Raw genomic sequence first — 14044 nt, 5'->3', positions numbered from 1 at the left:
AACGAAACTCGTTTATAATAATGTTTGTGAATAAAAGAACAAATAGTCATTGATAACACGAGGAGATTAGACATGAAAGCAGCAGTTGTTCGTGAAACACCAGATGGATTTGTAAATTTGATTGATGATTGGCAACCCCGCGCCTTGGGATTTGGTGAGGCGTTGGTTGATGTAGAATACAGTGGTCTTTGTCACACTGATTTGCACGTCGCTAATGGTGATTTCGGTAATCCAAATGAGATTAATCCACGCGAATTCCGTCGTGTCATTGGGCACGAAGGCGTTGGAATCGTGACGAAACTTGGTGAAGGCGCATCGGATTATTTGAAGTTAGGTGATCGCGTTTCAATTGCGTGGTTCTATGATGCTTGCGGAAACTGTGAGTACTGCAACACGGGAAATGAAACGTTCTGCCGTAAGGTGCGCAATGCTGGTTTCTCAGTTGATGGGGCGATGGCGCAACAAGTAGTCGTCAACGCCAAGTATGCGGTTAAGGTACCAGAAGGTCTTGATCCGATGGAAGCATCATCAATTACATGTGCCGGTGTGACAATGTACAAGTCTCTTAAGGTTGGCGAAACAAAGCCAGGTCAATGGGTCTCAGTAGTTGGGGCCGGTGGTTTAGGGAACTTGGCCATCCAATATGCGCACAACGTGTTTGGTGCCCACGTGGTTGCGGTCGATGGTAACCCAGACAAGTTGGAAGCAGCCCGTCAAATGGGAGCCGAATTGCTTATCAACCGTAAGACAGAAGATGTGCCTGCTATTATCCAAGAAAAGGTTGGCGGCGTGCACAACGCACAGGTAACGGCTGTTAACACACAGGCGTTTGATCAATCAATTGCATCATTGCGACCAATGGGGAAGCTGGTTGCTGTGGCACTACCAAAGGGTGACATGCAGTTGAATGTTGTGAAGACAGTCTTGGACGGTATTGAAGTGAAGGGCTCACTTGTAGGAACGCGTGAAGATTTAAAGGAAGCCTTCCAATTTGGTGCAGAAGGTAAGGTAAAGCCAATCGTGACTCGTGCTGATATCCGTGACATTAACGATGTTATTGATGCAATGCACAACAACAAGGTTACTGGCCGTATGGTCTTTGATTTCAAGAGTCTTTAAAAAGTTAAATTGCGTGACCTAATCTGAATAATGGGTTCCACGTGAGAGGGAACATTCAAAAGGTCATCGCGTAATTAACAACTCCTAAAATAACAAATCTTCCGATGACGATAAAAAACAACCCCTGACAGCGGATACGCTGCAGGGGTCGTTTTGTGTTATCAAATTAATTAGCCAGGCGACGTTGGCGACGTCTTGAGGCGCGGTCGAGAATAAAGGTGACGACTACGAAGAGCATCATGAAGCCAAACATTGAGGCAAACAAGGCTTTGTATGAGCCGCGATCAATCATTAAGCCACCGTATAGTGGGCCAACCGCACGACCAAGTGAGATGGCCATCGTCATGAAGCCTTGTGCCCGTCCTTTGGCGTTGGGGTCACTGATGTGATCAATCCAAGCAGGCATTTGTGGGCTGGCAAACATTTCACCAATCGTCAAAATCATGAAGGTGAAGATGAACATCGGATAGGTCTTCGCGTTCATCAAGAATAGGAATGATACCGCGAACAAGGCGGTTCCACCTAAGACGGTGAGTCGGAATGTTAGCTTTTCGATGATGCGGTCTAGTAGACCTTGCCCGACGATAATCACGATACCGTTAATCGTCCATAGGAATGAGTAATCTTGGGTTGTCATCCCCAGATCAGTCATGTGCGTTGCAACGACGGTTTCCCATAGAATATAACCCATATAAAGGGAGAAGGCTAAACCGAGCAAGGCATAAATCAGCACAGGCGTCTTGAAACTACTCTTAGCGGCCTTAGCGGCGTCCTTAGTCGCTTGGGCGGTGAGTCCCTTCACGTTGAAGTAGCAGAAAACCATGACCGAGAAAATAAGATACATGATTGTCGCACCACCGAAAACGAATTGTACGCCGTGATTGAATAGAAAACCGACAATAGCGGTTCCGACGACGACACCGACGTTCATGAACAGATATTGCAAATTGAAAACCTTACGGGAATCAATCGACTGAATCGTGGCCGCATATGAATTTAAGAGCGTGTAGATAATCCCATCTGCAAAACCAAGAATTAGCATGAAAATTGCAAAGACTGGCCAGGAATGCCAAAAAGTCAGGGCTGCCAACATAGCCGTTGCTAAGGCGACAGCGCCTAAGATTGATTTGTAAGGGCTCCAACGATCAAATAGATGACCACCAACCCAACTACCAAGCATCATCATAATCGAGAGTCCCATCACGACCATGCCAGCCATGGTCATGGTCTCATGTAAGACATTGTGCATGTACAATGTCGCGATGGGCCAAATGAGTGAGGCGCCGGTTGATTGGAATAATGTGGTGATATAGAGTATTGGTGCTTTAATCTCAACGTGTTGCGGTTTGAGCGCTTCGCCATCTTGTTGTGATGACTGGATTGCCATAAAATCCTCCATTGTGTTAGCTGACACAACTAATTGTAATTAACGTTATTCCACAGTAGGTAACCACTATATATAACGTCGCGCACGGTACTGTAACCGTGCCTGTCCGTTTATGCTATGCAGAAAAGTGTAGCACATTCTCACATCTTGATATACTAATAAGGAGTGAAAAAATTTTAAACGAAATAAATCGGGGAACGCATTATGGCTATTACACGACCAGAATATATTTTGGCAATTGATCAGGGAACAACGGGGACACGTGCAGTGATTTTTAATCACAATGCACGACGCGTGACGTCAACTGCAATTCCTATGACATCGATCGTCCCGCATACGGGGTGGTTGGAACAACGTCCGCTTGATATTTGGCGGACGGCGCAAACTGCGATTGCGGATGCACTAATTAATGCGGGTATTCGTGGGGATGAAATTAAAGCAATCGGCATTGCCAATCAGCGCGAGACGACATTAATTTGGAACCGCCACACCGGCCAACCGATTTATAACGCGATTGGTTGGTCATCAGCACAGTCGCAGAGCATTGCAGATGCGTGGCACAATAATGGTCACGATGAGTTAATCCGTGCCAAGACAGGCCTGCCGGTTAGTGCGTACTTCTCAGCAACCAAAATTCGTTGGATATTGGATCATGTCCCGGGTGCCCAGGCACAAGCTGAAGCTGGCGACCTAGTTTTTGGAACAGTTGATACTTGGTTGGTGTGGCAGCTTACGGACGGGAAAGTTCATGCAACTGATGCGTCCAATGCAGCTCGAACAATGCTATATAACATTCATACGCAAGCGTGGGATGCTGAATTGTTAGCGCTGTTCAATATTCCAGCAGCCATGTTGCCACAGGTTCACACGAGTAGCGATGTAATTGCGCACACGAATCCGATGCAATTTTTCGGTGGTCGAGTTCCGATTGCCAGTGTAATCGGGGACCAAAATGCCTCATTAGTTGGTCAATTGGCGCTAGAACCTGGCACGATTAAGAATACTTATGGCGCAGGTGCTTTTTTATTGATGAATACTGGGTATGAACCGGTGATGTCTGACAATCAATTGGTCACAACCATTGCCTATCAAGTGGGGAATCGTCCTACCTATGCGTTGGAAGGGTCAATTTTCTCAGCTGGTTCGGCTGTGCAATGGCTCCATGACCGATTAGGGTTGATTGAGACGCAGTTGGATGCCTGGCAAGCGGCAGAAGTATCAGAAAACGCTGATGAAGTGTATGTTGTCCCGGCCTTTAACGGGTTAGGGGCACCGTACTGGGATCCCCAAGTACGTGGGGCAGTCTTCGGTATGACGCGAGGCACGGGTAAAAATGATTTCATCAAAGCGACGTTGCAATCCATTGCATATCAGACGGCGGATATTTTGGCGATTATGAAAGCTGAGTCGAAAGATGATGTCATTAAAATGAAGGCTGATGGCACGGTTTCGCGTAATCCGTACTTGATGCAATTTCAGGCGGATGTGGCTGATATTCAAGTAGAACGGGCAATTGATGAAGATACGACACCACTTGGCGCCGCATTCTTAGCCGGCCTAACAGTTGGTTATTGGCAGGATTTGTCAGACTTAGAACAGTACGTGCCACAAGGACGTCAATTTACAGCAAGTTTGACGGCAGAACGTCGAGCAACGTTGTTAACTGGCTGGCGAAATGCAGTCAGGGCAACGCAAATCTTCTCATCTGAGTCCGAATAATCAGAAAAATCGCAATGTAAGCGTTTTACATTTTTGTAGCATATTTTTGTAAAAAAGTTTATAATGTTTATAAAAGGTACCGGTGGTGAGATGCTGGTATTATGAAATACGAAATGAAACTGATTTTTTGAGAGTAAAGGAGCATTCATCGTGCCTGCAGAAATTACAACATTGTTGACATTCTTCGGTGGAACTGGAGATTTGGCTAAGCGTAAGTTGTACCCATCAACATACAACTTGTTCAAGAAGGGCTTCTTGCAAGAACACTTCGCCGTTATCGGAACGGCCCGTCAAGAATTAACGACAGAAGAGTTCCACGAGATGGTTCGCGAATCAATTGCTGACTTCGTCGAAGACCAAGCGAATGCTGAAGAGTTTATTTCACACTTCTACTACATCCAACAAGATATTACGGATTCAGCTGCTTATGCAGATATGTTGACGTTGAACAACGAATTGGATGCTAAGTACGGTTTGAAGGGTAACCGCATTTTCTACATGTCAGTTGCCCCGCGTTTCTTTGGAACAGTTGCCAAGTACTTGAAGTCAGAAGGTTTGATCACTGAGAACGGTGAGTACAACCGTTTGATGATTGAAAAGCCATTCGGAACATCGTTTGGCACTGCTGAAGACTTGCAAAATGAGTTGTCAGAAGCCTTTGATGATGCCCAAATTTTCCGTATCGACCACTACCTTGGTAAGGAAATGGTACAAAACATTGCGGCTGTCCGTTTTGGAAACCCATTGTTTGATGCAGCTTGGAACAAGGATTACATTGAAAATGTGCAAGTGACTCTGTCAGAAGTTTTGGGTGTTGAAGAGCGTGCCGGTTACTACGATACAGCTGGTGCTTTACGTGATATGATCCAAAACCACACGATGCAAATCATTGGTTGGTTGGCAATGGAGAAGCCAGCATCATTTAAGGATACGGATATTCGTGCCGCTAAGAACGCCGCCTTCAATTCATTGAAGATTTACAACCGTGAAGAAGTTGCTGAAAACTTTGTGCGTGGTCAATACGGCGAGTCTGCTGATGGTACGCAAAAGAAGTACTTGGATGAAATGGACGTGCCAGCTGATTCACAAAACAACACATTTGTGGCTGGTAAGTTGCAATTTGAGATGCCTCGCTGGGAAGGTGTGCCATTCTACATCCGTTCAGGAAAGCGTTTGGCTGCTAAGTCAACGCGTGTGGATGTTGTCTTCAAGAAGGGCTTGAACATCTTCGGTGGTGACGTTGAATTGGCAAACCCAGTTTTGACTATTTTGATCGATCCTAAGGGTGGTATCGAATTTAAGATTAACGCCAAGGACGTGACGTCAGAATTCTTGACGCGTGTTGTTAACTTGAACTGGATGGTTTCGGACGAAGACAAGAAGTTGACGCCGGAACCATACGAACGTATGATTCACGATGCAATGGACGGTAACGGATCTAACTTTGCCGACTGGAACGGTGTGGCAATTGCTTGGAAGTTCGTTGATGCTATTCAAGAAGCGTGGGATGCAACCCGTGAACAATTCCCTAATTACGTTTCAGGTTCAATGGGACCAGTTGCGTCAGATGAATTGTTGGCCAAGGATGGCAACGAATGGGTATTCAAGGGCTAATTCATTAGGATTAAATAGAGTTAAAAAAGGTACACACTATTAACGGTGTGTGCCTTTTTGCGATAAGGAGACAGTTAAATGGCAGAACGGTATACCCCAATTGAACTAACGAACATGATTATGATTGAAAACCCAATGACGCATGAAATATTGGTTGAAGACCGTCAAAATCCAAAGTGGCCAGGGGTGACTTTTCCCGGCGGGCACGTTGAAGTAGGTGAAACGGTGACTCAATCGGTTTTTCGTGAAGCGCGTGAGGAAACAGGGCTAGAAATTGAAGCGCCTCAATTAATGGGCATTAAGGAATGGCCACTAGAAGATGGCGCGCGCTATATTGTCTTCTTGTACAAAACAACGTCGTATAGTGGTGCCATTCATTCGGGTCGGGAAGGTGAGATTTTCTGGACAACGCGTGAAAAACTGCTCGACGGGACCTATGTGCTGCCAAATACATTCGCAGAGATGTTGCCGGTATTTGATGATCCAACTATTAATGAGCTAGCATTAGGCGCTCGTGTCGATGGTGAAGCGCGCACAATTTCATGGCAGTAGGTTAAAACGTTCAACTTGTAAAAGCCGAACGTCCGAAAAACGCTGGCTAAAGAGTCGACTTTTCTTGTTTGTCTTCGGTTTTAAAGCTATTTTTGATTTTTTATATGAACGGACGTGTTATACTAAACCTATAACTATAAAAATTACCGAACGTTCGAGGTTTAGAAATATGAAAACACGTCGTAGTGATCGATTGGTCGATATGACCCGTTACTTGTTAGAACGACCACGCACTTTGGTCTCATTGACGCAATTTGCAGAATTATATGAAAGTGCCAAGTCATCAATTTCAGAAGACTTGACGATTTTGAAGCGTACATTTCACGAGCGCGGCATTGGTTTACTAGAAACGATTCCAGGTGCCGCTGGTGGTGCACGTTTTACGCCATACATGGTTGAATCGGAAGCTGCTGATTTCGTCGCCTCGTTAGTCAACGCAATTGACGATGAGACCCGTGTCTTGCCAGGTGGCTATGTTTACCTGTCTGACTTGTTGGGACAACCTTGGTTCTTGCAACGCATTGGTCGTTTGATTGCGACACAATATCTGCGTGAACCAATTGATGCGGTGATGACAGCAGCTACAAAGGGGGTGCCGGTTGCGCAAGCCGTTGCTGAACAATTGAATGTGCCATTTGTAATTGTCCGTAATGATACTAAGGTGACGGAAGGTCCCACGATGTCTGTTAACTATGTGACTGGACAATCACAACGGCTTGAAAAGATGGAATTATCACGACGATCGTTACCGATGGGATCACGTGTCCTTATTGTTGACGATTTTATGAAGGCAGGTGGTACAATTCGTGGTATGGCATCTTTGGTTAAGGAATTCGAAGGCCAAGTTGTTGGTGTCGCTGTTGTTGCGGAAGGTCGCGTTGAGCACCGTGTGATTGATAAGTACACATCATTGGTACATGTTGATACCAACAAGGATGACGGCATCATCAAAGTTAAAGCTGGAAACTATGCTGAAGAAATTTACGGTGAAGGCTCACCTGCTGAAATTTCATCTGCAGATTAATGAGGTAGGAAGTAAAAAAACATGCAACGCTTTGTTATTATTTTGGCCGCTGGTAAGGGAACTCGCATGAAGTCAGACTTGCCAAAGGTTTTGCACGAAGTTGGTGGCAAGCCAATGGTTGAGTTGGTTCTGGAAACTGCTCAAAAGGCTGGCGTAGAAAAAATTGTGACGGTTGTTGGTCACGGGGCTGAACAAGTTGAAGCAACGTTGGCTGGACGATCAGAATTTGCTTTGCAAGCAGAACAACTTGGTACTGGTCATGCCATTCAAATGGCTGAACCACAATTGGGTGATGCAGAAGGCATGACTTTAATTGGTTCAGGGGATGCGCCTTTATTTACGGTGGATACGTTTAACAAGTTGTTTGATTTCCATGAGCAATCTGGTGATGCCGTAACTGTTTTGACGGCGAAGGCACCTAACCCAACCGGTTATGGTCGTATTATTCGTGATGAAAACGGCAACGTGGTTCGCATTGTTGAACAAAAAGATGCCACGCCTGAAGAGGCAGCTGTTGATGAAATCAACACTGGGGTCTATGTGTTTGATAATCAATTGTTGTTTGCAAGTCTGAAGCATGTAACAAATGATAACGCCCAAGGTGAGTACTACTTGCCTGATACGTTGGAAATTTTGCGTAACGCTGGCCACACAGTTGGTGCCTTTGTTATGGATGATTTTGATGAATCGATGGGTGTTAATGACCGTGTTGCTTTGGCCCGGGCAAACAAGGTATTACGTGATCGAACCAATGAGATGCATATGCGAAACGGGGTCACGTTGATTGACCCAGCCAACACGTACATCGATGCTGATGTCACGATTGGTCACGATACGATTATTGAACCGAATGTCTACTTGAAGGGGAAGACAGTTATTGGTTCTGATGTCTTGATTACATCAGGATCGCGCTTGGTTGATTCAATTGTGGCAGATGGTGCCCAAGTTGATGCCTCACATTTTGAGGAAGCGGAAGTTCGCGAACGTGCTTCAGTTGGTCCATTTGCACACTTGCGTCCGGCAGCATTCTTGGATGTTGAAGCCCACGCTGGAAACTTCACGGAAGTTAAGAAGGCGCATTTGGGTAAGGGATCAAAGATGGGCCACTTGTCATATCTTGGTGATGCGACGGTTGGCGAAGATGTTAATATCGGTGCCGGTTCAATCTTTGTTAACTATGATGGTTTGCGCAAGTGGCACTCAAACGTCGGTGATCGCGCCTTTATCGGCTCAAATTCAAAGATTGTTGGACCGGTTAATATCGGCGCAGAAGCCTTTATTGCGGCTGGTTCAACGATAACTGATGATGTGCCAACGCACGCGATGGGTATTGCGCGTTCACGTCAAATTACAAAGTTTAATTTCTGGAACCGCACACCATTGCGTGAGAAGTTTGATGATACGGAATCAGCAAAGCGGGCAGCAAAAGCAGCGTTTGACGCTTTCTTAGCTGATAAGTAAATGATGATAATAAATAGGTCGGTTCAGAGACTTTCTGATCCGGCTTTTTTTGTACACATTGTTAACGAAATTAGAAGAATATGTGAAAACCTTCGGGAACTGTGATGGGATATTCGTTGAAGAATACTGAAAAAAACTGTACAATGTAACTATTGAACACTTGAGGAACACAGTGATGTGTCTATGGAGGGCAACATGGCGACCTATGCGGATCCGCATTTGAAGATTTTTTCATTGAGTAGCAATCAGCCTTTGGCGGAAAAGATTGCCGCTTCAATTGGCGTGGAATTGTCACAAATCAACATTGCACGATTTAGTGACGGAGAAATTCAAATTAACATTGAAGAGTCAGTACGTGGCGATAACGTATACGTTATCCAACCAACGTCAGCGCCTGTCAATGATAGCTTGATGGAATTAATGATTATGATTGATGCATTGCGTCGTGCAAGCGCAAAGTCAATCAACGTTGTTATGCCATACTATGGTTATGCACGACAAGATCGTAAGGCTCGTTCACGTGAGCCAATCTCAGCGAAGTTGGTTGCCAACATGCTTGAGATGGTTGGTGCAACGCGTGTCTTGGTTTTGGATTTGCACGCTGCGCAAATCCAAGGGTTCTTCGACATTCCGGTTGACCACATGATGGGTGCACCATTGTTGGCTGATTACTTAATTACATCGGGGATCGCCGATGATAATACTGTCGTTGTGTCACCAGATCACGGTGGTGTGACGCGTGCACGTGCTTTGGCTGAATTGCTAGGTTCACAAGAACCAATTGCCATTATTGATAAGCGTCGTCCAAAGGCGAACGTTGCGCAAATCATGAACATCATTGGTGATGTTAAGGGTAAGCGTGCCATCATGATTGATGACATGATTGATACCGGTGGTACAATTTCACAAGGTGCCCAAAAGTTGAAGGATGAAGGGGCTGCTGAAGTCTATGTTGTGGCAACGCACGCTGTCTTCTCGGGTAAGGCCGTCGATACATTGCAAAACTCGGTCTTTGAGAAGGTTATTGTAACGGACTCAATTAACTTGCCAGAAGAGAAGAAGTTCCCTAAGTTGGTACAAGTTACGACTGCTGAATTGATTGGTGAAGCGATTAAGCGAATCAATGAGAACCAAGCTGTTTCTCCATTGTTTAAGAACCGTTTCCACCGTACGGTCGACTAATACATTTTGACAGTAACAGCATTGTTCTAATAATGATTTAGAGCAGTGCTTTTATTTTATAAAGGGGTTATATGATGGCAAAGAAAAAGATGATTTTGGATTTGGATACTGGTGTAGATGACGCCTTGGCTTTGGCGTATGCGTTGGCCACGCCGGATTCAGATTTGATTGGTGTGGTTTCCTCATTTGGAAATACACGAGTGACGACGGCAGGTGAAAATACACTGAAGCTACTTGAGCTATTGGGTCGTGCGGATGTTCCAGTCTTTATCGGGGCGGCTCATTCATCGACAACGGATAACTTTGAGACAATGCAAGTGTCAATGGATATTCACGGTAAGAATGGTATCGGGGATGTGACGTTGCCTGCGCCGACGACAGCTTTGTCATCGCAAACGGCGGTCGATTTTATTATTGAATCAGCACACAAGTACGCTGATGACTTGGTAATCGTACCAACTGGTCCATTGACTAACTTAGCTGAAGCTTATCAAAAGGACCCTGAAATCGAAAACTTGATTGGTAACATAACGCTAATGGGTGGTGCTTTGGTCGTGCCTGGAAATGTGACGCCTTATACCGAAGCTAACATTAATCAAGATCCTGAAGCAGCTGATTATGTGTTCAAGCATGCTAAGCACCTAGTGATGGTTGGTCTTGATGTTACTTTGCAAACACTGTTAACAAAGAAAGAAACACAAGTTTGGCGTGATTTGGGTACTGAAAAGGGCCGTGTCTTTGCAGATATCTTTGATTACTACATTGATGCTTACTACGACTTGGATATCAACAAAGCTGGGGCAGCTTTGCACGACCCGTTGGCCGTTGGTGTGGCAGTCGACCCCAACTTGGTAACGTTGTTGCCATTGAATATGATGGTGACACATGGAGATGGACGTACAATTGGTGATCCAACCCGCTTACGTAATCCACATAAGAATAACTTTGCAGCTGTGGCAGTTGATGAACCATTCTACTTGGAACGTTTCATGAATTACACGACAGCGTTGTTTCGTTAATTAACATGTAAAAAGCGATGGGAAATCATATCGATTTCCCATCGCTTTTTTAACGTAATTTATTTATTGCGACGATGCACTGGGTGAATTACAAAGGTGTAAATCGCAGCGAATGCAAGCATCACAAAACCAATAATTGATACGACTACTTGCAAGTCTTGACCAGTTTCTGGCAATAGTTGTGCTAGTGCTGGCTTGTCATCAGAGTTAACAGGTGCATTATCTGATGTCGCTGTGTTTGTGTTATTGGTTGGTGTCGTAGCGGGAGTAGCCGTGGTAGGCGTCGGTGTGGCTTCGTGCACGCCTGTAACTGCCTTGGCGATTGGTATGTTACTCTTTGTGTCCACGTCACTGACAGGCTTGTTATGGTAAGTGACCTTGATATCACCATCAGCAAAGGTACATAAATACCGGGTGAAATTGATCCGCCTTCTGACGGACGTAAGACGCCACTGATGGGGTTCCCGTTGCGATCCGTGACTTGCAATGTTTCGGTAATTGAGCCAGCTGGATCGGTAATTGTCTTAGTTGCGATGGCCCATTGGCGCCTGTTGTCATCGTAAAGTGGCTCCGTTGTTGTTGTGCCAACAACATAAGTCGTCTTTTGATTTGAAACAGTACAGGTGGCGTTAACGGGTGTCTCAGTCAAGGCATAACCAGGAATTGCTTTAGACGTTGTGGTGTAGTCTTGCCCAACGATTGCGTTACTTTGTGCCACGGCAGGTGCGATATCCTTGCCTTTAACATCCTTGAAGTACGTTGTTTGTGTTGTGCGAAAGGGGATAGCCATTGAAGCATTTGAACCGCCGCTATACAAATTAACTTCACAATTCTTAACTTGAACACGATATGAGACGCCACAATCGCCAGTTAGAGTTTGCGTACCGTTGCCATTGAAGGTTAATTGGGTGCGCTGACCGTAGGCACTGATGTAAAATACGTGCACTTCGGGGTTCGCTAAACCGGCGTTAATGTCTGCGGTATTAACTGAGAATTACCAATTACCACTTGGAACTAGCCAGCTTTAATCTTTTGAGGTTTGGGAATCAAAGGTGAGAAATCCGTTTACCACATCGTAAGGAGATGATGGTATTGAAACAGAAAACCCGTTCGTTGCAGCGACAACAGAAATTGGCACAGATAGTGTCACGGTCCCTAGTGGTGCGACACTAAATAGCAAACGACGTGTTGCTGAACGTCGTGAAACTTTATATGTATCCATAATATGTTACTAACTCCTTCCTTCTCTTTTGTAATTACTAATAATAAGCAATAATCTTTGTATAGTATCGTTAGTTTTGAGTGCGTAAACGACGAAAATGGCGTTCGGATTTTTTGGTGAGTTTTAAACTTTTACAAAACCAGACTTAAAAAATATTTTTATATAATTTTTTATTTGTTTCCCATTGTTTTAGAGTGGTTCGGGTTCATTTGATCAATGTGTCTCATATGCAGGACTATTCTGTCGCTCTCGTGAGGAATGCCATAATGATTAATCGCTAAGTTTAGGAATCTTAGCTGTGTGCAAAAAAATCATGTTGAAAAAGGCGTATCCATTCTACTTGCAAAACGTTGGTGGGGCGTGTAAACTTAATTCTTGTGAGTTATGTTGAAATTTGTTTCAACAGCTCTCCTTGCCGGCAGGAAGTCGGCCATAGACCAAAAGGAGGAAGTTATTATGGCATACGAATTGACGTACATCATTCGCCCTGACATGGACGCTGATGCTAAGAAGGCATTGGTTGAGCGTTTCGACAAGATCTTGGCGGATAACGGTGCAACGGTGGCAGAGTCTAAGGACTGGTCATCACGTCGTTTTGCATACGAAATTGCAGGTTACCGTGAGGGTACTTACCACATCGTTAACTTTTCTGCAGAAGATGACGCAGCCATCAACGAATTTGATCGTTTGGCAAAGATTTCACAAGATATCTTGCGTCACATGGTTGTAAAGCGCGACTTTGCATCAGCTGAGTAATTGTTAGCTTAATTGTCTAACATTTGTATTGACTTAGTTTTACTGGTCGATGGACCATTGAAAGGAGACTTTCCATATGATTAATCGTGTTGTTCTGGTTGGTCGCTTGACGCGTGACGTTGAATTACGTTACACGACTTCAGGTGCTGCTGTCGGAACTTTCTCACTAGCTGTTAACCGTCAGTTTACTAACGCTAATGGTGAGCGTGAGACCGACTTTATTAACGCTGTTATCTGGCGTAAGTCGGCTGAAAACTTTGCGAACTTTACCTCTAAGGGGTCATTGGTTGCAGTTGAAGGTCGTTTGCAAACTCGTAACTACGAGAACCAACAAGGTCAACGTGTATATGTCACAGAAGTTGTCGTTGATAACTTCTCATTGTTGGAGAGTCGCGCTGAAAGTGAGCAACGCCGCGCACAAAGTGGTTCAGCAAACAATAACTTCGGCGGTGGTCAACAGGGTGGCAACCAAGGCGGCTTTAATGCCGCACCAGCACAAAACCCATTTGGTGCACCTGCATCGAATGGTAATGTGTTTGGTGGAGCGTCAACACCTGCACAATCATCTAATGATCCTTTCGGTGGTGGTCAAGAGGTTGATATCTCTGACGATGATCTACCATTCTAAGTTGATATATCTAATTGTCTAACGACATAAGTCTATCAGGAGGAATTAATCATGGCACAACAACGTCGTGGTGGCGGCCCTCGCCGTCGTCGTAAGGTTGACTTTATCGCAGCCAACCACATCGAATACGTGGATTACAAGGACACTGAATTGTTGGAGCGTTTCATCTCAGAACGCGGTAAGATCTTGCCTCGTCGTGTGACGGGTACGTCTGCTAAGAACCAACGTAAGGTGACGACTGCTATCAAGCGTGCACGTGTTATGGGTCTTTTGCCATTCGTCGCAGAAGACTAATAGCACAACGCTTTTAGTAACAACCTTAAAAGAGCGACTCAGCAAAAGCTGAGGCGCTCTTTTTTTT

At 44.9% G+C, this 14044-nt stretch carries 14 protein-coding genes and 1 pseudogene; 11 read left to right on the top strand and 4 right to left on the bottom strand.

The annotated features are described in order from the left end of the window. The first annotated feature begins 72 nt into the window (after positions 1-72). Positions 73-1119 (top strand): alcohol dehydrogenase AdhP, encoded by a 1047-nt coding sequence (adhP, locus tag EST42_RS09910; protein ID WP_134645264.1) that lies wholly within the window; start codon positions 73-75, stop codon positions 1117-1119. A 166-nt stretch (positions 1120-1285) separates the two neighbouring features. Here adhP and EST42_RS09905 read toward each other — a convergent pair whose 3' ends face one another. Beyond that, entirely contained in the window at positions 1286-2506 is a 1221-nt protein-coding gene (locus tag EST42_RS09905; RefSeq protein WP_134645263.1) for an MFS transporter, read from the bottom strand. A gap of 204 nt (positions 2507-2710) precedes the next feature. On the opposite strand from EST42_RS09905, the gene glpK reads away from it, so the two are divergent. From glpK to EST42_RS09870, 7 genes are all read left to right on the top strand, one after another. Continuing rightward, positions 2711-4225: a glycerol kinase GlpK gene (gene glpK / locus EST42_RS09900; protein WP_134645262.1), complete on the top strand. Its 1515-nt coding sequence runs from the start codon at positions 2711-2713 to the stop codon at positions 4223-4225. Between the two features lie 150 nt (positions 4226-4375). After that, positions 4376-5839 (top strand): glucose-6-phosphate dehydrogenase, encoded by a 1464-nt coding sequence (gene zwf / locus EST42_RS09895; RefSeq protein ID WP_134645261.1) that lies wholly within the window; start codon positions 4376-4378, stop codon positions 5837-5839. A gap of 78 nt (positions 5840-5917) precedes the next feature. Next, the gene (locus tag EST42_RS09890; protein WP_134645260.1) at positions 5918-6391 is read left to right on the top strand and encodes an 8-oxo-dGTP diphosphatase; all 474 of its coding nucleotides are present in this window, start codon (positions 5918-5920) and stop codon (positions 6389-6391) included. A 169-nt stretch (positions 6392-6560) separates the two neighbouring features. Beyond that, the gene (gene purR, locus EST42_RS09885; protein ID WP_010370704.1) at positions 6561-7415 is read left to right on the top strand and encodes a pur operon repressor; all 855 of its coding nucleotides are present in this window, start codon (positions 6561-6563) and stop codon (positions 7413-7415) included. Positions 7416-7436: 21 nt separating this feature from the next. Next, positions 7437-8876: a bifunctional UDP-N-acetylglucosamine diphosphorylase/glucosamine-1-phosphate N-acetyltransferase GlmU gene (gene glmU, locus EST42_RS09880; protein WP_134645259.1), complete on the top strand. Its 1440-nt coding sequence runs from the start codon at positions 7437-7439 to the stop codon at positions 8874-8876. Positions 8877-9071: 195 nt separating this feature from the next. Continuing rightward, complete coding sequence (locus EST42_RS09875; RefSeq protein WP_010370699.1) at positions 9072-10058, top strand: ribose-phosphate diphosphokinase; 987 nt, start codon at positions 9072-9074, stop codon at positions 10056-10058. 74 nt (positions 10059-10132) lie between these two features. Then, positions 10133-11077 (top strand): nucleoside hydrolase, encoded by a 945-nt coding sequence (locus tag EST42_RS09870; protein WP_134645258.1) that lies wholly within the window; start codon positions 10133-10135, stop codon positions 11075-11077. Positions 11078-11136: 59 nt separating this feature from the next. On the opposite strand, the gene EST42_RS11295 is transcribed toward EST42_RS09870, so the two are convergent. The 3 genes and pseudogenes from EST42_RS11295 to EST42_RS11285 form a co-directional block, all read right to left on the bottom strand. Beyond that, entirely contained in the window at positions 11137-11424 is a 288-nt protein-coding gene (locus EST42_RS11295) for an LPXTG cell wall anchor domain-containing protein (protein WP_245150481.1), read from the bottom strand. A gap of 308 nt (positions 11425-11732) precedes the next feature. Continuing rightward, positions 11733-11867: pseudogene (locus tag EST42_RS11290) on the bottom strand (hypothetical protein); the annotation flags it as partial. A gap of 234 nt (positions 11868-12101) precedes the next feature. Then, entirely contained in the window at positions 12102-12299 is a 198-nt protein-coding gene (locus EST42_RS11285; protein ID WP_245150476.1) for a hypothetical protein, read from the bottom strand. Positions 12300-12755: 456 nt separating this feature from the next. On the opposite strand from EST42_RS11285, the gene rpsF reads away from it, so the two are divergent. From rpsF to rpsR, 3 genes are all read left to right on the top strand, one after another. Further along, on the top strand, positions 12756-13055 hold the full coding sequence (gene rpsF / locus EST42_RS09860; protein WP_134645257.1) for a 30S ribosomal protein S6: 300 nt from the start codon (positions 12756-12758) through the stop codon (positions 13053-13055). A 76-nt stretch (positions 13056-13131) separates the two neighbouring features. Further along, positions 13132-13683, top strand: a complete 552-nt coding sequence (gene ssb, locus EST42_RS09855) for a single-stranded DNA-binding protein (RefSeq protein WP_010375108.1) — start codon at positions 13132-13134, stop codon at positions 13681-13683. A gap of 51 nt (positions 13684-13734) precedes the next feature. Further along, a complete protein-coding gene (gene rpsR, locus EST42_RS09850) occupies positions 13735-13977 on the top strand; it encodes a 30S ribosomal protein S18 (protein WP_003608765.1) in 243 nt (80 codons plus the stop codon). Positions 13978-14044 lie beyond the last annotated feature (67 nt).

This window comes from Weissella cibaria (genome assembly GCF_004521965.1).
Taxonomy (GTDB): domain Bacteria; phylum Bacillota; class Bacilli; order Lactobacillales; family Lactobacillaceae; genus Weissella; species Weissella cibaria_A.
Note: the sequence above shows the minus strand (reverse complement) of the source record. Positions and strands in the feature narration are given on the sequence as shown.

Coding starts and splice junctions, on each gene's coding strand:
- EST42_RS09905 (WP_134645263.1), bottom strand. CDS start 2,506: ATGGCAATCCAGTCATCACAACAAGATGGCGAAGCGCTCAAACCGCAA.
- EST42_RS09870 (WP_134645258.1), top strand. CDS start 10,133: ATGGCAAAGAAAAAGATGATTTTGGATTTGGATACTGGTGTAGATGAC.
- ssb (WP_010375108.1), top strand. CDS start 13,132: ATGATTAATCGTGTTGTTCTGGTTGGTCGCTTGACGCGTGACGTTGAA.
- rpsF (WP_134645257.1), top strand. CDS start 12,756: ATGGCATACGAATTGACGTACATCATTCGCCCTGACATGGACGCTGAT.
- EST42_RS09875 (WP_010370699.1), top strand. CDS start 9,072: ATGGCGACCTATGCGGATCCGCATTTGAAGATTTTTTCATTGAGTAGC.
- rpsR (WP_003608765.1), top strand. CDS start 13,735: ATGGCACAACAACGTCGTGGTGGCGGCCCTCGCCGTCGTCGTAAGGTT.
- adhP (WP_134645264.1), top strand. CDS start 73: ATGAAAGCAGCAGTTGTTCGTGAAACACCAGATGGATTTGTAAATTTG.
- glmU (WP_134645259.1), top strand. CDS start 7,437: ATGCAACGCTTTGTTATTATTTTGGCCGCTGGTAAGGGAACTCGCATG.
- glpK (WP_134645262.1), top strand. CDS start 2,711: ATGGCTATTACACGACCAGAATATATTTTGGCAATTGATCAGGGAACA.
- purR (WP_010370704.1), top strand. CDS start 6,561: ATGAAAACACGTCGTAGTGATCGATTGGTCGATATGACCCGTTACTTG.
- EST42_RS11285 (WP_245150476.1), bottom strand. CDS start 12,299: ATGGATACATATAAAGTTTCACGACGTTCAGCAACACGTCGTTTGCTA.
- EST42_RS09890 (WP_134645260.1), top strand. CDS start 5,918: ATGGCAGAACGGTATACCCCAATTGAACTAACGAACATGATTATGATT.